Genomic DNA, 22,909 nt, shown 5'->3' with positions numbered 1-22,909 from the left:
AATGTCGAACAATACATTCTGCCTCATTGATCTTGAGGCCACCTGCGATGAACCACAATTTGATCGCGACCAAATGGAAATTATCGAGATTGGTGCTTGCCTCGTCGATCAAGACCTAAAGATCATTTCTGAGTTTCAGACGTACATCAAGCCAGTTGTGCACCCACAACTGTCCGCTTTTTGCACCAAGCTGACGACTATTACTCAGAGTGACGTCGATACAGCTCCAGGATTCGCAGAGGCGATGACTACACTTGATGCCTGGCTTGAGCAGTGCGCATCGTCCTTCGGCCCAGTGGCCGGCTGGGGCAGTTGGGGTGCCTACGACAAAAAGCAATTTGATCGCAATGCATCGCTACTGAAGCTGCCGGCGCCTGGTATCTCTCAGAGAAATCACCTGAACGTGAAGCAGGTATACGCGGATGCTTTGGGCTTGAAGCGGCACTCGCCGGGCCTGGGTAAAGCCTTGCGCTACGAAAACCTTCAGTTTGTGGGCACGGCACACCGGGGCATCGACGACGCCAAGAACATCGCTCAGCTGCTGCCGGTTGCGTTTGGACGGTCGGAGAGCATTTGGCGTGATAGGCCTTCACTGAACAACGTCAACGCAGGAAAGGGCTTCTTCTGATGCTCTCGTCCAGGGAAAAGATCCGCGATACAGCACTCCAGGTAATGGAGCTGAAGAGCCTCATCGGCGTATTAACGAGTGACGCCAATTTCACCAGGCAGGATAAAGCAGCCACAAAGCTGGAAGAGCTGATACCAGATCTTGCAGCGAAGTTTCAGGCCCTGGACATCTCGATTGCCCAGCAATCAATCTTGCGGGAAAGGATCCAGACTGAAATTGGTATTCTGCTTGAGCGGCGGCTGTATTACGTAGTACAGGCCAAAATTCTGCATCACTGCCTGAGCATCAACCCGAACCCAATTCGATTGCAAGAGCAGATCCTGGCCGGGCTCTCATTCCTGATCTCAGGTGGTACCGAAAAGCCCTATATCTACAACGCTATTGAGTGCGTTGAAGCTGGCGGCATCGTGGACAGCGAGAACGGCTTGGCGCAGATGATGGGGCACCTACTGAACGAGCCTGAGGGGCACGTTTCCTACAGGGCGACCAGTAAAAAGGATTTGGCGCTGGCGTCGATGGCTACACGGATTTGTTCTGGGCTCATCCAGAACATGGTGGAATCGGGTTACCTATTAAGCGAACGTAGCCATGGCGCTGTAGTGACTGATGCGTTGTGCTTGATGAGTGCAGTAGGAGGGAAAGAGGGCTCCCAAGAGGCACTGAGGTGGATGGCGCAATTTCCGGAAATGTTTAAGCTGGAGCGTGAGCTGTACAACTACCCGAACCCGGAGTTGACCGACTCTGATGATCGGGTTGTTGACCTCGCAACTCAGGTGTTCAAAAAAACCGCTTCTACCAATATCCTCTCGGCGCTGTACGAGGTGGACGTCGAGCGTTACCACAAAGCGTGCAACAGCCTGGATGTAAGGGTTACGGTGCACCATAGCATTTTGGGCGACGTCGAATCGTTCGACCTTGAGAGCATTCGCGGCGCGGGGCATTCGCTGCTAGAGACGATGAACGATTCAGTTCGACGCCGGTTTGCCTTGGAACACCCATTGAGCGAAAAGCGCGGGAAAATGCTGCTCAGGGCTCTACAGGTTAACGGTGTTTCGGTGGCGGAGTTTGTGGCGGAACACGGTGGCGCTGCATTCTTGAACAAGCTTCGGGATATCGCCGGAACCGCAGTACCAGAGCCATTCATGACGGAAGAAGACGCTCTACAGTTCATGAAGTCGCTGAAGATCGACTGTAACGCAGTACTTTTTGCGCTGCTGACAAGGCAGAAAGAGCTCATCGCAACCCTGAAGACGCATGAGCCTGCGACCAAGCTTGTGTCTGCGCTAATGATTTACCACCACGGCATTGATGCGTACGACCTGCTGGAGTTAAAGCGCGATCACCTGACTCATCTGGAGCTCATCGCTTACGGCCATGCGGAGCCAGATTGCCACGTGATTGCAATTCATCTCAGGGACGATTTCCTCAGCACCTGGAAAGATCCACGCACGATGGACGCAATCAGGAACTTCGATCCGGTCACCTTTGACGCCTTTGCGAAGCTCTACCCGGACATCTTCACTGAGGAGTTTGTTCGTGATTCCAATTGGAAGAACCTGTACTTGCGCAAAAAGTTGTTTACCGAGGATCTCTGCATTTAAAGTAGAGGGAGCAAGGTACAAGGGGTAGAGCAGGGCATGGCTAGAACGCTTAGGCGCCGGGACGAGCAATTCAAGGATTGGTTCTTTGAGAACCGTGTTGGCTTTGAACGGGAAACCCAGCGGGCAGCCTCCAACCCTACTCATCACTCCTCGCTCTTTGTCCGCCGCTGGATCAAAGGTGCCAAGACTTACCAGGGCTTCCTGGAGATGAAGCGAATCAAGCTTCACTCCGACGCAGGCCAGCCACTCTCGCGTAACGCTATGCGAAAAGCCCCGTCCGCATTCACGAATGTGTTCTGCGAACGCCCGTTGCGGCGTACCCACAGACAGCAAATTCTCTCTGCCCTGAAGACGGGCAGCGAGGACAATCTGCTGCTCGAACCATTCATGAAAAATGCCGCCTATACGTACTGGTAAAACCCCGGAAAGTCTTTAATTTCAGCAACAATTGCTGTATATTGACATCATTCCAATTCATACCCCTCATGAGGGGTTTTTTCGTTAAGGTAGGTTATGGACACCAGTACAGAAAGCACCGTGGAATTGCCTGACGGTCACAACGCTATGATGCCGGCCAAGGCCGATACCCAAAGTGGGTTCAAGATCAATCGAGTCTTCCTGATCGACTCCCTGGCCAAGGGGCGTATCACTGAGCTGGTGACCGATGGCGGTGCTGTAATCACTGGTCGTAACGGTCGTGGTAAGACCTCGATGCTTCAGTTCCTGCCTCTGTTTTACGGGGTTAACCCGAACAAGCTGGTCTCGCCAGGCAAAGACTCGTTCATCGAGTACTACCTGCCGAACGCAACGAGTTACATCGTTTTCGAATACCAGCGTGATGACGGCTCTCTGCGCCTGGTTGTGGCCTACAGCAACACGTCCAGCGACAAGGTGTTTTACCGCTTTGTCCGCAGCGGGTATGACAAGAAGCTGTTCGTGCTCGACAACGACGAACTGGTCAAAAACCGCGACTTCCGCGCCCGCTTGAGCGAGCTGGGTGTCGAGTGCAGCCTGCACCAGATCGAGAACTACGCCGACTACAAAGCTGTGATTCAGTACTCGAAGCCGAGCTCGTCTGATCGCAAGCAACAGGATTACATCAAGCGCTTGAGCGCAGACTATGCCTTCTCGCGCTACGGTACCCCGCTGAACCACGTCGATAAGATCGTGCTCGGCATGTTCTCCCGTAAAGCCAACTTCGAGGTGCTTCAGTCGATTGTTGTCGACTGTGTATCCGAAGACGCCGGCGCCGACAGCGCACAAAGCATTCGCAGTGACCGTCGCAAGATCGAAGAGTGGCCACGTCACTACCGCGCTTACACCGCAGTCATGGGCATGCAGCCTGTGATGCACAAGGCCGCAGAGGAGCGTGAAAACTACGGTCAGGTTCGCGAGACCCTGTCGGGCGTAAAATCCAAGCTGAAGCTTCTGGCCGGCCATCTTGCCACCGAAGAGGCTAAAGCCAGCAAAACCGCAACAACTTCTCGTGAGGCCCGCGATACTGGCGCATCACAGCACACCCAAAGCGTGTCCGAAATCGAGAAAAACCGCGTTCGGGCCGAGATCGAAGTTAAAGAGCTGACCGGCAAGGTTACGGCTCTGACTGAACTCTATGAGCAGTACCAGGCTGATGACATCACCGGGAAGATTGCGCGTGTCGACAATGCCCAGCAGTTGAAGTCTGATCTGGAGACCATTGAAAGCCGCCTGGCTGCGCTGGAGGGCTCCTTCGCTGTTATTGGGGCCAAGTATGAGCAGATCAAGGTAAACCTCGCTGGCGAGCTTGAGAGCGACCGTGTGCGCCTTCGCGCCGAGATCGACAGCATCGCTCAGCTGTGTGAAGACCTGATCGCCAAGGCCGAGGCTCTCTACGAAGAGCAAGAGGCCAAAGCGGAGTCCGACGCACAAGCTAAACACGTCACGCTTAAAAACGCAGTCCAGGCCGCAAGCATTGAGCTCGGTACCGCCCGCCAAAACGCGGCCCGGCCACAGGCTGACGCGGATGTAATCCAGCGGGTGAACACCAAAGACGACGAAGTTACCAAGCTGCGCCGCGTGCGTGACGAAGCCGTTGAGAAGAACCGTGTTGCAACCCAGGCTCTTGAGCGTGTCCGCAAGGATGACGAAGCGGTCGACGCAGCCATCCTCAAGCACATCAAGAAAAGTGGTGAACAGGAAACGCTGATCGAACAAATCCAGCTTGCTCACACGCCAAAAGAAGGCACGTTGCTGCACCTTCTGCGTAACGAGCTGCCGGAATGGAAGCATGATATTGCCAAGGTATTGCGTGAGGACATTCTCCAGCGTACCGACCTCAATCCAGAACTGGTGGAAAATGCTCACAGCATCTTCGGCCTTCGGATTGACCTGGATGTCTTGCAGCCTACCGAGCTGTCCGATGAAAGCCTGGTGCTTACCCAGATCGAAGAAGCTCGTGACGTCCTGTCCGGCCTGCAAGCTGGTAAGTTGAAGTGCGAAGGTGACAAGGCGGAGATCGCTGTTGCGCTGAAAGCGGCTACCAAGTCGGATAACGACGCTGCCAAAGCCAGACTGGAGGCGATTTCGCAGGTTCAGGTCGCTGAGACTGAGCTTACAGCCCTGAAGTTTGAACACAAAAAGAGTCTCGGCGAAGCCCAATCGCTGGCAGATGCTGCTCTGGTTAAAGCTCAAGCCAATCTGGATGCGGCCAATGATGCATTGAGCCAGTTCCAGGATCACCTCTCCCAAGAGAAGGCTTTGCGCCGCAACGCTCTTACCCAGTCCCGCTCGAGAGCTGTAGCTGATCGAGAAAGTGGTAAGACCCGAATCGCAACCGCGCTCCGCAACCGCGAGCTGGCGCATTCCAACGCGATTCAGGAATGCAATGCAGAACGCGACGAGGCGCTCCGTAAGGAAGGTGCTGACGTCGACAAGATCAACCAGCTTAAAACTGAGCACGAGCGCCTTAAAGCGGAACTCCAGCTGAGCCGTGACGCCTGGCAGGTAGTGACCCAGTACAAAGTGTGGGTTAAAAACGAGTATCCGCTGCGCGAAGGCTACGACCAGCAGGCACAAGCGGCGACCGCCAAAGAGGCTGCGCTGGCAGGTGAGATCACTTCACTCGAAGCGGCGTGGAAACTTAAAAGCGAAGAGCTTAATGCGACCGCTACTGCTGCCGATCAGTTGGTAGCCTCGCTGGCCAAAGAGGCGGGCCAGGTTACCCTGGGCCTGGAGCGTCTGTCTGGCTTTACCGATGCGGCAATTGATGCCTACGACCCAACCTGGACAACCGAAGCATTGATGTCCGTGCTGGGTGAATCGCTCGAGGCTGAGAAGTCCCTGCTCAAGAAGATCAGTGGCTACGTCCAGCAGATCAGGAAAAGCTTTAACCAGCAGATCAACACTCCGCCGTTCGACTACATGCAGGAAGCGGCAAAACGTGTCTCTTCTGACACTGGCCTGGAGTGGCTGGAGATCTTCAAGGAGTGGTTCGAAACGCGTCATAGCGATATGAAGCAGATCTTGATGGTTGAAGTCCGCACCATCACTGCTGAGATCGAACTGTTCCACCGTAAGCTGAGCACCTTCAGCAACCGCATCAACAGCTTTAACCGTGAGCTGCAGAAGTACCTGGATAACAGCACGTGCTTCGAGAGCCTCTCCGGCTTGACGGTATCGATCATTTCGACCGTGGACGAGCTGAAATTCTGGCCGACTGTGAAACGCCTGGTCGATGCGCGTCGGGACTGGTCTATCGCGAGCGATGACCTGCCAGATATGGAATTCGTGCAGATGCTCGAAGGTCTCCTGGAACACTGGGAGATGAAAAACGGTATCAACGCCGATTTCAAGAATTTGGTACAGATACGCGGGGAAGTCGTAGAAAACGGCAACATCCGGACGTTCAAGAACTCTGCCGATCTGGACAACGTGTCTTCCAACGGTCTGTCCTATCTCGTGCTGGTGATCATCTTCATCGCGTTCCTGAACCGTATCCGCCGCAACGTCCCGATCAACCTGGTCTGGTCGTTGGACGAGTTGAAGGCAATCGATAGTGGCAATATCTATGGTCTTGGAAAGCTCCTGAGCCAGAACAACATCACCCTGGTGAGTGCGTTCCCTGACCCGGACGCAGAGACACTCATGCTGTTCAAAAATGCGTACAGCATCGACGCTGACCGTCGCCTTGTGACCACGGTCGTTGCCAGCAATGAGCTGAACCTTCACGAGGTAGCCGCCAATGTTTAACCGTATCGTTACCCAACTGATCTCCGGCAAGTTCATCTGCAAAGTCAGTTTCCATGACGGTCACACCTACCTGAGTGACGCGGACAATTTTGCGAAGGTTGATGCTTACCTGCGCCAGATCGACTTGCGCCTGGCCAAGACCGGATCGGAGATGGCGTTCTTCGTGACGCATGCTGACCTGGACGATCAAGGCAAAAAGGCCGCGAAGGCATTGTTCGTGGATCTGAAAAACAACCTGCGCCCCCTGATTTCGTTCCTCGACTTGGTCATGCGTACCGCTCGCGATGACAACGCGATCTCGCCCGGTGAGAAGGTCGAGACGAACAAGATGATGAACATCATCGCGCAGAACCCAAGCCTCACCGAGGCGCTGAGGATGGTAGCCAACCAGACCAAGTCTATTGCCGTAGACGGCTCGGATCGCCAGCGGCTTGAGCGCATCTTGAAGAAATTCAAGAACGAAGGTTACCTGGAGGAGGTGAACAAGGAGGAGGAGATCTTCCAGTTCACCGGTAAGGTTGAATACGTTCAGGAAGTGATCGGCTTCCTGATGCAGCACGACCAGATCAGCCAGGAAGACGAGGCGTTCGATGCTCGTAAGGTTTCGGCATGAACGAGCTGATTGAGGCGACGGGGAAGGGCGGCACGCGGACGGGCAATCAAAGCCATGATGACATCGTGGCGTACATCGAGATGCTGTACAAAGACCGACACCTCATCGCCGATGCCTACTGCGGGGGTACGGTTGGGCTGACTGAGCAGAACCAAAAGTCAGTTCGCCGGCTGCAACAGTTCCGCGTCATGCGTCCAGACGGTATGCGGGAGGAGTCCTTCCGCCTGGGTAGCACGCTGAGCAAGCATCTCGATGAGGTGTTCCAGCGGTTCCGTAACTACACCGTGTCCTCCAATTTCGCGGATCAGATTTACCGCTTAAGTACTTTGGTCGAGGAGTTCAGTAAGGCGAGAGATGAAGGTCGTACAGATGACCAAGAAATCTACCTGAGTGACTTCGACGCCGCTGTGTTTGAAATGTCGGAGGAGGTTGATGGCCTGCTCATGCGTGTTCGAATGCTGACCGACAACAACTTCGCCAATGTGCAGACCTACAAAGAAAAACTGCGACAGAATGATTATTACCTGTCGTTGATGAAGAAAATCGATGACACGCTTACAGCGTTGCAGAATCGTGACTTCCTGGATGTTCTAGAATCGTCGTTGGCGTTTGAACCGCTGAACACTGTGTACTATCGCCATATTGTGGATCGCTTGTCCGGGTGGCGTGCGATCTTGCTCGATATTACCAGTGTGCTGAAAGCCTTCTTGGATAAAGAGCGCAAAATCGGCCAGGTCGCCAAACGAATTCGTTCGATGGGTTTGTTCCTTCAAAAGAACCCTGGGTATCAACCCCGTGATGCGGAAGAGTATCCGTACATTCCGGACTGGGCTTACCTGTCCTCTGGGATTGCGATTACAGCCAGCCCGGATTTGAGCCGCGACGAAATCAGTGAAGGTTTGATTGATACCGCTCGCACCATCCCGTCTCTCAATGCAGTCCCTCGTAAGGTGAGGAGCGTTGGGGTCTTGATCGAGGACGATGCGGTAGAGGTCGTGGAAATCAAGGTCACTCCGGTAGAGGCAGCGATCATCAACTACCTGAAAGCGGCGAACGATTCAGAGAAGCCTGTTTCGGCCAGAGAGTTCCTTGCCTCGACGCCGGAACTCGCAACCATCGACCCAAAAATAACTTTGCTGTGCTTGATGAGCACCATCGATAGCCGTAAAAACGCAGGCGCTCCGCTGATCGACGGTCTGACCATCACTCGGATGACTGAGCCCGAGGATGTGAGAAGCGGGAACGTACTAGTCTGGGATATAAGTGCATGCAAAAGAGCCTGAAGAAGACGCTCTTGCTGATCTGCCAAGGGGGTCGTGAAGAGTACCCTTGCAGTAAGGGGTTAGAGGAGTTTTGCGAAGAGTATGGTCTAGGGCGTCGGTTGGGTACAAAGCGCCTTTTCCAGCTCAGTGAGATTGAGCGAATCAAGGGTTTCTTGATGTCCCAGGGAGGTATGGACTGGCGCACAGATCCTGACACCTTGAACGATCTAACTCGGGCTGAAGCCTCAAAAATCAGCAACAACGAGAAGGATTCGAGTCGCCGGGTGCGAGATGAGCGCGTGGCAATCAAGACCTTGGTCGACAGGCCATTGATGTTTTCTCATGGTAGCTTGTCGCTCCCACCGGGATCGAACCTTGACGTCAATTGGCGCTGGGTCGCTGAGCACGCCCGGCACGACTCGGTGCTGGTGATTGAGAACTGGGAATGCTTCGAGGATTCGGATCATGTTGCTCTGATCCAAGGATTGGAGGGTAATCCTCTGGTGCTGTATCGGGGAGACCCTGTCTACCAGAACGATAATTCCAAGGCGTTGCTGGAGGCGGTAGGACTTCCGGTTTTTGCCTTCGTTGACTACGATCCGCAGGGCATCGTCATTGCCAAATCGCTACCAGGATTTGTCTCGATGGTCGCGCCTCCGACAGGCGAGCTTGACGCACTAGTGGCGAAAGGCAACTCCGAACGATTTGCTCTTCAAATTTCTGGTGCTGTAGGGGTGTTAGACAATCTAGTTGACCCCTCGCTACAGCAAATTTGGAGTGTCATAAAAAAGCACGGAAAGGCTCTACCACAAGAGCGATTAGTGAAAAAATCACTTCCTATGCTGAACTGATTTAGTTTACTGTCGAGCGTAACGTTTTGTCTGCCTAGGAAGGGTGATTCCCAGATGTCGAATTTGAGATTGGTCATGGATGTCGAGTCTTCAGGATCCGAAGCTGACAAGGGCTCTTTCCCAGTCAGCATAGGAGTCGCAGGCCCTGAAGGGAGAAGCTGGGGGCGCATCATCTGTCCACTCGAATACTGGACACATTGGGATGATGCAGCCGAGGAGCTTCACGGCCTCAGCCGAGACAAACTGATCGATGATGGGCATGATCCCTTCCTGGTCTGCCGCTCTATGAACCTTGAATTCAAGGGGCAGACCCTTCTCATCGATGCTGTCTCCGACAAGCGGTGGGTCGACAAGCTGTTCAACGACGTAGGCGTACAGAGAGCGTTTGAGATTGTGATCATCACCGACGTTTTTGACGCAGACGTAGTCGCCGCAATCTACGAAGAAGCTCTGGAGAGAGTGTTCCCGAATAACTCTCAGGAAGATGCCAGAATCATGTACCAAATAATTCAGGAAATTGCCCCTTAGTGTCTGCTTGATGGCAATTGACTGCCATCGTAGAACCGCTATAATCGGGGCCGTAATGGAGAATCAACCAATGACCGTATCGAAGCATGAAATACTTCGCCAGTTTGTAGAGTTTGGCGAAGAGGTTAACTCGTCCCAATTGGGCAGTACACTCAGTGTTAGCGCCCAACGCTTCCTGAAAGACCTCAGGGCCTTCAACGAAGATCCTGATCAGAAGGACACTCTTCCACTCTTTTTCGTTAACCGGGTTAAAGAGGAAGATGGTCTGATCGACGAGGCTGTAATCAACAGCATTTTGCTCGAAGCCGATTCCAAAGGTGAAGTGGGCGGATTCCGTAAAGAACGGCACGGCGATGAAGGGTTCATGTTGTACTTCAACCATGAAGTAAGACCATTTGCGTCCGAAATGTGCGAGAAACATGGTCTGGGCTTTGCGAATATCGGAAGTCAGGGCTTGTCCCTCAAAGATTTCCACTGCGATGGGCTCCACACGGCCCAGCCTTCACAATTTTCCGTTTCTTTGAGAGAAGCCGACATCGCGCTTCGCTCGATCTTGCACTGAGGTGCCGATGCCACAAGTTGTCGCGTATACCGATGGCGCCTGCAAGGGAAATCCTGGGCCGGGCGGTTGGGGGGTCGTCTTAACCGTAGACGGCGTAACGACCGAGCACCACGGTGGAGAGAAGCTGACCACGAACAACCGGATGGAGCTGCTGGGCGCAATTACCGCCATTGAGGCCTTGCCGGCAGGCTCTCAGGTGAAACTGACCACAGACTCCCAGTATGTGATCAAAGGCCTCAACGAGTGGATGGCCGGCTGGAAGAAGCGCGGCTGGCGAACGGCATCAAAGGAGCCGGTGAAGAACGTGGATTTGTGGAAACGCCTGGATGCGGCCATTGCCGGCCATTCCATCGAGTGGCTTTGGGTGCGCGGGCATACCGGCGATCCAGGTAACGAGCGAGCCGACCAGCTGGCGAACCTGGGCTGCGCAGAGTTTCAGTGAGGTCAACGTATGCACCCTGAGCTAGCTCGCTTCCTAATCGCTAGCTATTTGGTAGGTTCGTCAATTTTCCTGATTTGTTTCTTGTACCGCCTGGTCTTTGGCTTTGGAGATCGGGACAAGAGTGGCTCACGCCGGAAATGACGCAAGAAAGCCCCGCTCTGGGGCTTTTTTTGATTCTGCGCAAGTGCCGGATGGTACAAAGTCCCCAGAATTAGCCTTTTCTGTGGATTCTTTGTGTCTCGTGATATAAACGAAGCCCACTAATTGACGGAGTTTGTTGGATGTCCCTGAACGACCGAGTGATCTCACTCATTTTGCTGCTGGCGTTGCTGGTAGCCAGTTTCCTGGTGCTGGCGCCATTCCTGCCTGCCTTGTTCTGGGCCAGTGTCTTGGCCTTTTCGACGTGGCCAGTGATGACGTGGCTGACTCGCAAATGCAATGGCCGCGAAACTCTGGCGGCAAGCTTGCTGACTGGTTTCTGGGTACTCATCGTCGCCGTGCCGCTGCTCTTTTTTGCAATCAACATCGGTGAGCACACCAGGCCGGCTATGGAGCTGATCAAGGGGCTGTGGGTCGATGGTTTGCCACCGGCGCCTACTTGGCTCAACAACGTCCCTCTGGTGGGCGCCAAGGCCACTGAGGTGTGGGTAAGGGTAGACAAGGAGGGGGCAGACATCATTGCGCGATTCCGTCCGTATGCTGGCGACGTAAGCACCTGGTTGCTGGCCCGCACTGCCCAGGTAGGCCGTGGGATGGCAGAACTTGCTTTGAGCTTGGTGCTGGTATTCTTTTTCTACCGTAGCGGGACGCAGATCGCTAGTTTTGTGAATGCCCTGCTGGCGCGATTGATTGGAAGCCGCTCAGGGCACTACGTGAACCTGGTTGGGTCAAGCATTCAGTCCGTGGTCAACGGCGTTATCGGTACGGCTGCTGCTCAGGCTGTCTTGGCACTGATCGGTTTTGCGATTGCCGGCGTTCCGGGGGCACTGTTCCTTGGTATCGCGACATTCTTCCTGAGCTTGATTCCGATGGGCCCACCGCTTGTATGGCTGCCGGCTGTAGGCTGGATGGCGTACCAGGGCGAATACGGTATGGCGGCGTTCCTCGGTATCTGGTGTGTTGTGGTTGTCAGCGGTGTCGACAACATTCTGAAACCGATCCTAATCAGCCGTGGCGGTACTCTGCCGCTGATCGTGGTGCTGATCGGCATTTTCGGGGGCATGTTAGCCTTCGGCTTCATGGGCATTTTCCTTGGCCCAACCCTGTTGGCTGTGGCTTACAGCTTGCTGAACGATTGGATGCAAAAGTCCAAGGTGTGATCAGCTGATTTTGCTGGTGAAAGGCCCACCCACAGCGGTGGGCTTTTTATTTGCCAGAACATTTGTGGTAAATTGACCTCACTGATTAGGATCGTGGTCGCCACTTTCTCCGCATCCTATGAAACCAACTGCATTGCCTTAAGGGGGCAGCTGCAAGGCGACGAAACCCGGCACTTAACACAGATTAAGGGGTATCAGTATGGATCAGCTCAAAAGCGAACTTCGTGGTAACCGTGGCATGCGCCGTAAGCAGGCCTTCCGCATGGAAGACCGTGTGAAGCGCGATTGGTACCAGGAACGCGCTCTCACTCCTCGCGAAATCGGCATGCGCGTCCAGACCCGGACTATCTGCAGCTGCGGTATGTGCAAAGCACCCGACCACTCCAAATCGATCAAGCACCGCCAGGCCGAAGAGGCTATGGAGTTCGGCCTGCTCGAGTCATGCCAGGTGGCAGAGGCTGCCGCTTAAGCAAACGGGCATTTGATGCCACCCTTCCTCATGTGCAATTGTTGAGCATGCACATGAGGAAATTCGATGTCTGCCCACAATCCCTACTTCCAGACGGCCTTGGCCGATTTCGTTAAGCGCAACCACAACGAGCTGGCTGCGCTCATGAGCGTTAGTCCTCAAGACATCAGCCAGTACGATCTTGAACAGGTTTTACAGGGCTGTGCTGAGGAGATTCTGAGCATCTCTTTCGAGTTTCACGGTCGGTTTGATCAGTACGCATTGGCGGAGATAGCGCTGATACCGAAGTCCCAGCGCAACCTGGACTTTGCTGCGAAGCTGATGGCTCGCAATGAAATCGCCAACCGGATGAACAAGCCTCTGCATCAGGCGCATGAAGCTCGCCGGCCCTACGGCACCGTCCTGGGAGCAATGGTCGATGACTGGCTGACGAAGAGAATGCGTCAGACATTCCGTAAAATTGTCGACTCTTCGATTGAAGTTGAAAAACGTTCCAGGAAGCTCATAGCTGCCATGGAAGCCTTTAAGCAAGACCCGAGCAAAGAGAACAGGGTTAAGGTCAGCGTGGCGGTTAAGTCGCTGAACAAGGGGCTCGTATCGAGTCACTACCAGGCCAAGGCTGGCGCTGCCTGGGCGCTCAGAGCTGGTTTCTCTGCGACCGCAGTTACGAAAGGCATCAACCAGATTTACCTCAAGAAGATGGATCGATTGGTCGATAGCTTTGAGCGGGTGGATGGTTGGCTTGGTGCCCAGGGAATCAAGACATCGATTGCAGCCGGTATCGACCGTCGCAGGAACATTATCGAGCGTGAACTGGTGATCGCGGCAGGGAATCCGGAGTACAATGGCCTCGCAAAACTACAGCAAAAACAGGCCAATTACTCTTTCGAAGGAATGCAAAATGCTAGGTGATAAGCCAGCCACGCCAGAGCAACGTGAAGTCCAGGATGTGTTCAAAGAAGTGGGTCAAAAGCTCGACGGTTTTGACAGGGCAGCAGATATTGTTGATTCGTTTTTTGGGCTCTTACCGGCATCGCCGAAAGAAAACATGCCGGCTAAATAAAACGCTTCAATTGACAAAAATGCCTATGGTAGGCTGATAGTACGCAGAATAATAAAAACAGGAGTTACTCCATGAGCCAGGCTCAAAACATCAGTGAAGATAAGTCTAAGCCAGTCTCCGTGGAGGAGGTCGCGGCAAAGCCTGTTGACGAAGCAGTCCAGGCAATCGCTAACGCCGTGCCTGTGCCTGAGGCACCAGCTGCCGAGCCTGCACCAGGCAAAACTGCTGAAGAGATCGCCAACGAAGCTGCTGCCAAAAGTCAGGCAGAGTACGATGCTCGTATGGAAGAAATGATCGCCGGCTTCAAGGCCAAGCAAGAAGCGCTCCTGGAAGAAGGCCTGCAGCACGTCGAGGACTCCAAGCGTAAGCTGAATCCTCCAACGCCGCTTGATGAGCTGGCCGAGCCAATGGACATGGCAGATGCCACCGCGATCAAGACTGCACAAATCGTCTGGCTTCGTGCCCTTAAGAAGGGTGACGAAGAAGTCGGTATCAAGGCTGTTTCCGACAAGCTCGGTAAGCACTCGAAAGATGTCCTGCCGCTGACGCTGGGCAACATTGCGCTGAGCGCAGAAATGTCCAAGGTGGTGCTCGAAGCCTACCCTGAGTACACCAAGCAGGCGCAGGCGCTTGCTGAGCTGGAGTCGGGCAAAGACCTGATGGTCAAGGCCGGCTACGACGAGAAAACCATCAGCAAAATGCCGAAGGATGTTCTGGATCACTGGGCAATGTCTCAGGTTCATGACTACCACTTCGAAACCGAAGGCCCTGGCATCTTGGATCGCCTGAAGAGCCACAAGGCGACCATCGTTGAGGCACTCGGCAACGACAAGGTTCAGCGTTCGCTGAAATGGGCTGGCCTGATCGTGGGTTGCGCAACGGGCGGTATCGTGGCCAAGGCCGGCGTTACCGGTATCTCGTTCCTCGCGTCGAAACTGGCCGAGAACCCAACCGTGCAAGGCCTGGCCAAAACGCTCGAAGACAAGTCGGTCAAGTTCGTCAGCAAGACGTTCAACATCGACGAGGCCAAAGTCCGCGCCAAGGTCGATAAGGCTAAGGGCGTAGCTGAGACCGTAAGCAACAGCAAGTGGGCAACCGCAGGTAAGGTTGTTGCCCTGGTCGGCCTGGGTGTCGCTCTGGGTAACATCGACTTCGTGAAGGACGCAGCCCATGTGGTTGCCGAGAACAGTGCCGCATTGCTGCACAGCTCGGTAGCTGCGGTGACGGAAGTGGCTCACACGACGGCAACTGTGGCGTCGGAAGCGGCGCATAGCGTTGGTGTGGCTGCATCTGACCATCTGCGCTCTGTTGCTGAGGCAGTTGATCCACGTGTTGTCGATGGTGTTGACCCAGCGAAGTCCTTTGCTGCACTGGATAATGCTGAAACGGCGAACTCTGCGGCTGGTTACACAGTGGCTAGCACTGATCCTGCGGTAGCCGGTGCAACTCCGGTGGCAGGTGCAACGCCAACTGATCCAGCGGCACCAGCGGCACCTTCAGCACCAGTTGCTCCAACAGTTGAGGTGAAGCACGGCGACAGCCTGTGGAAGATCGCTGAGCGTCATCTCGAAGCCAACGGTGGCCAGGCCAGCAATGCGGAGATCCAGAAGCTGGTGAACCACGTGTACGAAACCAACAAAGAGATCATCGGGGACAACCCTAACCTGATCTTCGATCACCAGAAGTTGGTGATCGACATGCCAAGCCCGGCTGCCGGCGCTGAACATGTTGCCAAGTTGGCGACGGGCGTTGAGCACGCGTCGAGCAAGGTGGTTCCAGCTGTGAACATGATCGAGACGCAGGCCTTGCCGAGCAATACGGACGAGAAGGCGATGAAGCTCTACATGAACGAGATTACACAGCGAGCCAAGATCATGGATGACACGCCCTCGATGGGCTAACCTAGAGAGCCTGGCCTAGCGCCAGGCTCTTTCGTTTTAGGGACTTCATCAATGCAATCCTTTGAAAGTCGGTTTGAACATCATTACGTGATGCCAAGCCTTCAGTCCTATTCTGCGGCGAATCCAGACACTGATCCCGACACGTTCCTTTTTGACTCTAACGCGAAGCAGCCTGATTTCTGGCTTTCCTTCGGTGAGGAGTTGCGTCGTTTGGATCAGGTGACTGAAAAGCCGGCCTGGGGTCGTTCGGTTGAGGATGTAACGGTCGACCGGTACCTGTATGGGCTGCTTAAAGCCTCCCAGGGAAAATCAGGGGAGGGGATCCTCAAGGAGCTGATCGATGTTCTTGGCCAAGGGCCAAGGCTGCTGTCTCGCCTGCATGAACGGTTGAAGTTCAGTTTGAATGACATTCTCGAGGATGTTGTCCCGCATTCCAGACTGGTATTTTTGCGTTTAGCCCAGCGGGGTAGAGCCTCTCTTACCAGAGACGAATGGGGGGCGTTCAAAAGCTTACTGGGTCTTGATACTCCAGAGCTGCTGACATCTGCTGTAAGTGCTGAGTTATCGGTGGCGGATCCTCGTGCAGATATTTGGATCAGCGCCTCTGAAGCCCGCGTGAGAGAGGCCATATGGCTCAGCGCAGTGTCTGGCATCGTTGAGTCCAATCTGGTGGGTGAGCGGCGGTTTACGGCCTCCCAGGTGTTTCCGGTAGAGCGCGTGCTGGCGATGTCAGGAGAGAGTCGCACCAGTTGGCCAGAATGGCAGCTACTCGCTTTTTTTGAGAATGCCGACAATTATTCGCAATTGTTAGGCCTGGACATCGATCAGATCCACGCGGGGGATCCACTTGGCATCTCTGAAAATCATGTGAAACACCTATGGATCAATCGCCCGGCCAGGGTATCCAGTGAATCGATTGATAAGCGCTTGGAATCTACTGTGGTACCACACCAGCCAGCTGCATTTTGGATGGAGAATCTGGTGGCTGGAGATGAATGGCGGCTAGCCCCGCCACGAAAGCCATGGGCGAAGGTTTTCATAGAGCATCACCAGGAGTTGTTTTATGCCACACCAGTCCAGCAGCATCGGATCTTTGATGAATTGAGAGCTTGTGGTGTAAGCGCCAAAACACTTGGAGGTCACCCAAATATGGAATTACAGCAGAAAGGCAGGATGTTCTACAGTGAATTGGGAGTCTGAAATACCGACCCATCCGGGCCGGGTTATAGCCAATCCATGGATTCGAATTGGTTTGTGCTATTGATGTCAAAATAACAGTAGATATGTATTGACAGAAAATCAACAAACTATATACTTGGACATAACAAATAGGAGATTCAGCATGGCCCGGTTTAAAACAGTATTGATGAAGTTAGCGATTCCAGCTCTGATGCTGGCCGCAGCTTTGCCGGCCCATGCCGAAAACATCTACAAAACTGGCTCGGAAGGTGATGCACTGTATAAGAAAGTACAGTACCTGCTACCGCCAGAAGTAGTGCCGGTTTTCATCCCGCTGAAAGATAAGGCGCGTATTCTTAAAGACATGGACGCTGCCGTTTACACGAAAGCTGGTCTGACTGTGAACACTGTTTCGTACTTCATGGATCGGATTGGCGAAAAACTGACTGCGGAGAATGGTGTTGCAGCTTATGCGCTAACTGGCAATAAGGTTCCAGGTAATGATAAGCGTCAACGTTTTTGCGGCATTGTCTTTACCTCAGAGGCTGCTCTGAAAGACGAAACCGTTCTGACCCATGAAGCGATCCATTGCAAGAACGCCTACGTGAACGGTACGGATGCTTACAAAAAAGCAGCCTTCCCGGCTTGGCAGTTGAGTAAAAAACTCACTGCCCGTCAGTTCATGGGCATGCTGGATGAGGCGACTGCTGGTGGTCTTCAGGTAGCTTATGCATACAATTCCGGCAAAACTGCCGGGCTGCCGATGGTAAAAGCCTACGCTAGCCACACGTCGAATGGTGTGGTCTCCATAGGTTACAGAACAGCCCAGGGCTTGCTGGATCTGTGTGGTCGTAAAGATGCTTGCCCTACTGATACCGTGGGGATGATCAACACCATTGTTCAGAACAAGACCATGCTGAATGCTTTGATGACCGACATGTTCGAGATTCAGGCAGCGAGCGAGAAAGTTGGTTTAGTGTTGTCTGACCAATAAGTAAACGAATACGCCAATTCGAGTCCAAGGATTCGAATTGGCTGTAGAGCCTTCGAATAGGAGATTCCCATGGCTCAGCTCCAATCAGTGTTCATGAGGTATGCACTTCTAGCACTTGGGCTGGCTACGGCAGCGCCGGCCAAGGCCGTGAACATCTACGAGGCTGGCTCAGAAGGTGACGCTCTGTACAAGAAAGTTCAGTACCTGCTGCCACCAGAAGTTGTTCCTGTGTTCATCCCGGCAAAAGACCGTGGACGCATCCTGAAGAAAATGGATTATGAGGCTTACCCAAAGACTGGTTTGAATGTAAAAACTGTTTCTTACTTGATTGATAAAGTAAGTGACAAAATGAGCCCTGAGAACGGAGTTAGGGCTTACGCGATCACTGGCGGCGGAATTCCAGGGAACACCCCGAGCCAAAAATTCTGTGGGATCATTTTTACCACTGATGCGGCGCAGAATGATGAGGGTGTTTTGATGCACGAGGCGATCCACTGCAAAAACGCCTACGTGATCGGGTCTAAAGCCTACGTCAAAGCAGCAAACCCAGCTTGGCAGTTGAGCAAAAAGCTGACTGCTCGCCAGTTCAAGGTCATGCTTGATGAAGCGACTGCAGGTGGACTTCAGGTTGCTTATGCCTACAATTCCGGCAAGACTGCCGGCCTTCCAATGGTGCAAAGATATGCCGCGCTGAAGGAAAATGGCGTGGTCTCCATCGGCCACAGAACCGCAAAAGGCCTCCTGGAACTGTGTGGTCGTAAAGATGCTTGCCCAACTGATACTGTGGGTATGATCAACATCATCGTTCAGAACAAACCTCTGCTGAACGACCTGATGACCGATATGTTCGAGATCCAGGCCGCAAGCGAAAAGGCTGGTTTGGTGGTTGCCGACCAATAACTCCTCAGACGATACCAATTCGAATCCTTGGATTGGCTACAAGGCCCGCAAGGGCCTTATCTTTTGATTGAGAAATCCTCCAGACACCCTCAATCGTTTGCCGTCCGAGCGAAGCGGTTGTCCCACCCCTGACTGTTCCACCCGGAACAGGGAAGGGGTGTCCCCCGATTCGAGTCCTTGGACTGGCTACAATCTGCCGCCCCCTTGAGTTTAGGACGCTTTGCGTAATCGCGTAGACGTGGCGCCAGCCATACCCTGGCTAACCTGACTGAACGCGTAGGTGCAGCTGAGCTATTCGACGCCTTGCGTGGCTATAAGGCCCGGTTGGGCCGCACCCGCTGGTAGGCGCTTCGCGCAATTGAGCGATTACACCCCCAACAAAGCCAATATATTGACCTCGCCAAGTTGTACAATTTATAATTCAGTAATAAGCGAAAATCTTGTTGTTCCCCAGACACGATAAATCGCACCATAAAGTTAACCGAAAGAGTTAATAATGAATAAAGCAGACCTGCGCCAATACCTCCTCAACAAAACGTATGAGTATGCGAAAGGGAATGAAATTCTCCTTTACGCAGCAGAGCCTCTGCCGGCGCCGAAGAACCGCTATCAGGGCCTGAAACAGCCGAACCTTCGTGAAGAAGCGTACCAGCAGTACCTCGACGAAATTGGCGTGAACAAGCCATAAGTAGTTCTGTTGGGGCAGTCTCCTTTGATAGTCTTAAAGTCAAAGGAGACTTACATGACAAGATCAAAGTTCGACGCTATCCCACTCGTTGACCAACTCAACATGCTGGGAAACCTCCAGGATCCCGAGCCAGAGCTCTGCGCTGCGATTGAGCGCCGGGTTATGGACATGATCCGGGGCGGGCAGTTTCAGGAAATCGCTGATGCCTGCGCCCTTCATCAGACCATGCATGGCTTGACCTCAGTCGACAGCAAAGTCCATTTGATGGGCAGCCTGTACGATGCCGAAGCAATTGCGAAGTGGCCGGATAAGTTCACCTGGCAATTTCCATCAATCAATCCCATCCGAAAGCTCCACGAGCTCGGTGATCATGCGGCTATCAAGCCTCTTTCAAAATTCTTCACTGGCTTCACTCCGTCCGGGATGGTGATCGGGAGCAATCCCAAATTCTACGGCAGGGAAATGGAGCGGATTGAAGTTGCCTCCGGCCTGTTGGCTATTGCGGCGGAGGGGGAGAGCGCATTGTTTTTCTCCCAGAACACGAAGAAGGGTTTCAACGATGTCATGAAGCTCTACGGACGGGGCGATACCTGGTCGCAAAGCAAGCCATTGATTGCTCTGATCCACAGTGCCAAGGCCCCATTGGAGAATATCGCGATCTGGAGCGGTGAGTTCATGAAAGCCCCGGATTACCTCCTGGACTCGCTTGAGTTTACCCAGAAGCTTGCGAAGCCTCTCTATGCCGGCGAGCCCCTGGATAAAGTGGTCGCTGATTACCTGCAGAGCGAGGTCGCAGGTGATGCTAAGCGCTTAAATTTCTGGTTCGGCAATCTTCACAAGGACAGTGGTCAGGTAGCCGCTTTACAGAGATCGGTGCTGGGGCTGTTCAACGAACCGCTTGATGTTAACCCAGGCCTTTTCATGAATCCGGCCTTCATGAAACTGCATCTAGCCTTGAGTCAGATCTCCGAGGCACTCAATCCAGGGAGCAAACAGAAGACTCTGCACGGGCTCATAATGGGCCAGTTGGGGGTCACCGTAAACTTCAATGGAGCCTACGGACTGTACCGTGACATGGTTGATACAATGATTGACAGAAAGTCATTGATCGAGGGCCTCGATACCTCTAAAGTCAAATCCCTCCACGCGAAGCTGAACTGGGAAGAATGCTTGCCAAAGCTCAGCGTAAGACAGCGTGGAAAGGTCTTCACCCAGGAGCTGGGAGTTTAGTTTTTTCGATAGGGAAGGTGTGTCATGGCGTACTTCCCGGAGGCGAAGGCAGAATACGACCTGAAGATCGCTGAACTAGAAGGGGTGATGGCCAAAAGGGCTCGCCTCAATGGTCAGCTGGTTAAGGAAGTCACCGGCTTAACCGACAATGATCTCGGCGTTTTCATCGAGGCCTTTAAGAGGCACCACGGTGAAAGCTTCGAAAATGAGGTTCTTGCCAAGGGCGAAGAGCACCTGAGGCGGGAGGTTCGCGCTTTCCGTGATCACGCAGGAGCACGGCCTACGTTTGCGCCGTAAGGCTTGTCCTTTACACACGCCGCCCACCTTTCGAGGTGGGTTTTTCGTCTGGGATCGGTGGGCTACGCATGTTAAAATCACGGTTTGAAAAGGGGTACCGAATGATCCTGGATGTAACACACACAGTACCGGCTGACATTGCCCTGGGTTCCAATGCTGATGGGCAATTTGCGGCAATCATCTGGCCACCCCACCTGGGGTCGTTCCCCCTTAACGAGGGAATTTTGGCTGTATCGAAGGATGGCGCAATCTACCTCTTCAATCCGAACTCTCCTGTGGTCATAGCCTTCCAGGGAATTGATGCGATGACGTTGCAACTCAGCGGTGAACGCCGGTTGATTGTGTCTGAGCTTGTGGGTGAGGCCTATGTGCACCGCGAGGCCAGTCTGAGCCTGGAAGATGCCTTGGAAATCAACATTCGAGTTCAGTAAATAGGCACTGTCTATCGACACTATTGATCTGAATGTCTTTGTCAATTGATGGCGTATGTTTAAGAATTGGTCATCGAAACAAGGAGTTCAATCATGAGTGTTTTGGTTAACAAGCAAGCCCCTGACTTCACTGCCGCCGCTGTCCTGGGCGATGGAACGATCACCGAGAGCTTTCAGCTGTCGAGCCTTCTGGGTAAGTACGTAGTGCTGTTCTTCTGGCCGATGGACTTCACCTTTGTCTGCCCGAGCGAGATCATCGCCCACCAGAACAGGTTGGCAGAGTTCAAGGCCCTGGGTGCTGAGGTGGTTGGCGTATCTGTGGATTCGCAGTACACACACTTCGCCTGGCGCAACACGCCGGTTGAGAAGGGCGGGATTGGCGAAATCAACTTTCCGATGGTGGCCGACATCAAGCATGAGATCGCGCAAGCCTATGGTGTCGAGCACGCCGATGGGGTCGCACTGCGAGCCACCTTCCTGATTGACCGGGCGGGTATCGTGCAGCACCAAGTGGTAAACAACCTTCCGCTTGGCAGGGAAGTGGGTGAGGTCATCCGGGTGCTTGAGGCGCTTAAGTTCACCGAAGAGCATGGTGAAGTGTGCCCAGCGGGCTGGAGACCTGGCCAGAAGGCCATGAAGCCTGACGTTGCCGGTGTCGCCGCTTACCTGGCCGAGAATGCCAAGTCGCTTTAACTCTCACTGTTTTTAACTTTGCTGCACCGTGAGTGGTGCAGCTGTAGGAGCTCTTGTAATGCCCCACATTCATCGCAAGCTCATAATCCTGGGCTCTGGGCCCGCAGGCTACTCAGCAGCCGTATACGCGGCCAGGGCAAACCTCAAACCGATGCTGATCACCGGCGTACAGGCTGGCGGTCAGCTGACCACGACTACCGAGGTCGATAACTGGCCAGGTGACCCGCATGGACTGACTGGCCCAGCGCTGATGGAGCGTATGCGTGAACACGCCGAGCGCTTCGAGACCGAAATCGCCTTCGATCACATCAACGCGGTGGACTTCGCCGGCAAGCCATTCACCCTGACCGGTGACAGCGCAACGTACACCTGCGATGCCCTGATCATCGCCACCGGTGCCAGCGCTCGTTACCTGGGTCTGCCATCGGAAGAAGCATTCATGGGTAAGGGTGTGTCGGCCTGCGCAACCTGCGATGGGTTCTTCTACCGCAACAAGCCTGTGGCTGTGGTCGGCGGGGGCAACACTGCTGTGGAAGAAGCCCTGTACCTGGCCAACATCGCCAGCAAGGTGACCCTGATCCACCGTCGCGAGACCTTCCGCGCCGAAAAGATCCTGATCGATAAGCTCAATGCCCGAGTTGCCGAAGGAAAGATCGAGCTGAAGCTCAACGCTACCCTGGACGAAGTCCTGGGCGACAAGACGGGAGTCACCGGCGCCCGCTTGCAGAACAATGACGGCACCAGCGACCAGATTACCGTCGACGGTGTATTCATCGCCATCGGCCACACGCCAAACACTTCCCTGTTTGAAGGCCAGCTGGCGCTTAAAGACGGTTACCTGATAGTTCAGGGTGGTCGCGAGGGCAACGCTACCGCAACGAGCGTTATAGGCATCTTCGCTGCCGGGGATGTTGCTGATCACGTGTACCGGCAAGCCATCACCTCTGCAGGCGCCGGCTGCATGGCAGCACTCGATGCCGAGAAGTACCTGGATACGATGAACTGAAATCATTGTATGAACATTGCCCGGC

At 53.9% G+C, this 22,909-nt stretch carries 24 protein-coding genes; all 24 read left to right on the top strand.

Annotated features, from left to right (window positions below):
* Window position 1: 1 nt before the first annotated feature.
* Window positions 2-628: an exonuclease domain-containing protein gene (locus tag DKB71_RS35170; RefSeq protein WP_408601208.1), complete on the top strand. Its 627-nt coding sequence runs from the start codon at window positions 2-4 to the stop codon at window positions 626-628.
* Window positions 628-2,229 (top strand): hypothetical protein, encoded by a 1,602-nt coding sequence (locus DKB71_RS35165; protein WP_408601207.1) that lies wholly within the window; start codon window positions 628-630, stop codon window positions 2,227-2,229. The genes DKB71_RS35170 and DKB71_RS35165 overlap by 1 nt, the downstream gene beginning before the upstream one ends.
* 36 nt (window positions 2,230-2,265) lie before the next feature.
* Window positions 2,266-2,646 (top strand): hypothetical protein, encoded by a 381-nt coding sequence (locus tag DKB71_RS35160; RefSeq protein ID WP_408601205.1) that lies wholly within the window; start codon window positions 2,266-2,268, stop codon window positions 2,644-2,646.
* Between the two features lie 120 nt (window positions 2,647-2,766).
* A complete protein-coding gene (locus DKB71_RS35155; RefSeq protein WP_408601204.1) occupies window positions 2,767-6,456 on the top strand; it encodes an ATP-binding protein in 3,690 nt (1,229 codons plus the stop codon).
* Entirely contained in the window at window positions 6,449-7,069 is a 621-nt protein-coding gene (locus DKB71_RS35150; protein ID WP_408601203.1) for a condensin complex protein MksE, read from the top strand. Before DKB71_RS35155 ends, DKB71_RS35150 begins: the two co-directional genes overlap by 8 nt.
* Complete coding sequence (locus DKB71_RS35145; protein WP_408601202.1) at window positions 7,066-8,352, top strand: hypothetical protein; 1,287 nt, start codon at window positions 7,066-7,068, stop codon at window positions 8,350-8,352. Before DKB71_RS35150 ends, DKB71_RS35145 begins: the two co-directional genes overlap by 4 nt.
* Entirely contained in the window at window positions 8,337-9,182 is an 846-nt protein-coding gene (locus DKB71_RS35140; protein WP_408601201.1) for a hypothetical protein, read from the top strand. Before DKB71_RS35145 ends, DKB71_RS35140 begins: the two co-directional genes overlap by 16 nt.
* Window positions 9,183-9,236: 54 nt before the next feature.
* The gene (locus DKB71_RS35135; RefSeq protein WP_408601200.1) at window positions 9,237-9,710 is read left to right on the top strand and encodes a hypothetical protein; all 474 of its coding nucleotides are present in this window, start codon (window positions 9,237-9,239) and stop codon (window positions 9,708-9,710) included.
* A gap of 70 nt (window positions 9,711-9,780) precedes the next feature.
* Window positions 9,781-10,272, top strand: a complete 492-nt coding sequence (locus tag DKB71_RS35130; RefSeq protein WP_408601199.1) for a hypothetical protein — start codon at window positions 9,781-9,783, stop codon at window positions 10,270-10,272.
* A 7-nt stretch (window positions 10,273-10,279) separates the two neighbouring features.
* Complete coding sequence (rnhA, locus tag DKB71_RS35125) at window positions 10,280-10,714, top strand: ribonuclease HI (protein WP_408601198.1); 435 nt, start codon at window positions 10,280-10,282, stop codon at window positions 10,712-10,714.
* A 281-nt stretch (window positions 10,715-10,995) separates the two neighbouring features.
* On the top strand, window positions 10,996-12,033 hold the full coding sequence (locus DKB71_RS35120) for an AI-2E family transporter (RefSeq protein ID WP_408601197.1): 1,038 nt from the start codon (window positions 10,996-10,998) through the stop codon (window positions 12,031-12,033).
* Between the two features lie 199 nt (window positions 12,034-12,232).
* On the top strand, window positions 12,233-12,502 hold the full coding sequence (locus DKB71_RS35115; RefSeq protein WP_408601196.1) for a hypothetical protein: 270 nt from the start codon (window positions 12,233-12,235) through the stop codon (window positions 12,500-12,502).
* Window positions 12,503-12,568: 66 nt separating this feature from the next.
* A complete protein-coding gene (locus DKB71_RS35110; RefSeq protein ID WP_408601195.1) occupies window positions 12,569-13,414 on the top strand; it encodes a hypothetical protein in 846 nt (281 codons plus the stop codon).
* Window positions 13,404-13,565: a hypothetical protein gene (locus DKB71_RS35105; RefSeq protein WP_408601194.1), complete on the top strand. Its 162-nt coding sequence runs from the start codon at window positions 13,404-13,406 to the stop codon at window positions 13,563-13,565. Before DKB71_RS35110 ends, DKB71_RS35105 begins: the two co-directional genes overlap by 11 nt.
* 71 nt (window positions 13,566-13,636) lie before the next feature.
* Window positions 13,637-15,466, top strand: coding sequence for a LysM peptidoglycan-binding domain-containing protein (locus DKB71_RS35100; RefSeq protein WP_408601193.1), 1,830 nt, complete (start codon window positions 13,637-13,639; stop codon window positions 15,464-15,466).
* Window positions 15,467-15,517: 51 nt separating this feature from the next.
* A complete protein-coding gene (locus tag DKB71_RS35095; protein WP_408601192.1) occupies window positions 15,518-16,666 on the top strand; it encodes a hypothetical protein in 1,149 nt (382 codons plus the stop codon).
* 142 nt (window positions 16,667-16,808) lie between these two features.
* A complete protein-coding gene (locus DKB71_RS35090; RefSeq protein ID WP_408601191.1) occupies window positions 16,809-17,639 on the top strand; it encodes a hypothetical protein in 831 nt (276 codons plus the stop codon).
* Between the two features lie 69 nt (window positions 17,640-17,708).
* Window positions 17,709-18,539 (top strand): hypothetical protein, encoded by an 831-nt coding sequence (locus DKB71_RS35085; RefSeq protein WP_408602306.1) that lies wholly within the window; start codon window positions 17,709-17,711, stop codon window positions 18,537-18,539.
* Window positions 18,540-19,035: 496 nt separating this feature from the next.
* On the top strand, window positions 19,036-19,227 hold the full coding sequence (locus DKB71_RS35080; RefSeq protein ID WP_408602305.1) for a hypothetical protein: 192 nt from the start codon (window positions 19,036-19,038) through the stop codon (window positions 19,225-19,227).
* 54 nt (window positions 19,228-19,281) lie between these two features.
* Window positions 19,282-20,457: a hypothetical protein gene (locus tag DKB71_RS35075; RefSeq protein WP_408602304.1), complete on the top strand. Its 1,176-nt coding sequence runs from the start codon at window positions 19,282-19,284 to the stop codon at window positions 20,455-20,457.
* 24 nt (window positions 20,458-20,481) lie between these two features.
* A complete protein-coding gene (locus DKB71_RS35070; protein WP_408602303.1) occupies window positions 20,482-20,754 on the top strand; it encodes a hypothetical protein in 273 nt (90 codons plus the stop codon).
* A gap of 101 nt (window positions 20,755-20,855) precedes the next feature.
* Window positions 20,856-21,185, top strand: coding sequence for a hypothetical protein (locus DKB71_RS35065; RefSeq protein ID WP_408602302.1), 330 nt, complete (start codon window positions 20,856-20,858; stop codon window positions 21,183-21,185).
* Between the two features lie 93 nt (window positions 21,186-21,278).
* The gene (locus DKB71_RS35060) at window positions 21,279-21,878 is read left to right on the top strand and encodes a peroxiredoxin (protein ID WP_408602301.1); all 600 of its coding nucleotides are present in this window, start codon (window positions 21,279-21,281) and stop codon (window positions 21,876-21,878) included.
* Window positions 21,879-21,936: 58 nt separating this feature from the next.
* On the top strand, window positions 21,937-22,884 hold the full coding sequence (gene trxB / locus DKB71_RS35055) for a thioredoxin-disulfide reductase (protein WP_408602300.1): 948 nt from the start codon (window positions 21,937-21,939) through the stop codon (window positions 22,882-22,884).
* The last annotated feature ends 25 nt before the right edge of the window (window positions 22,885-22,909 follow it).

The organism is Pseudomonas sp. PLMAX, from assembly GCF_046042685.1.
In the GTDB taxonomy this organism is placed as follows: domain Bacteria; phylum Pseudomonadota; class Gammaproteobacteria; order Pseudomonadales; family Pseudomonadaceae; genus Aquipseudomonas; species Aquipseudomonas putida_AE.
Note: the sequence above shows the minus strand (reverse complement) of the source record. Positions and strands in the feature narration are given on the sequence as shown.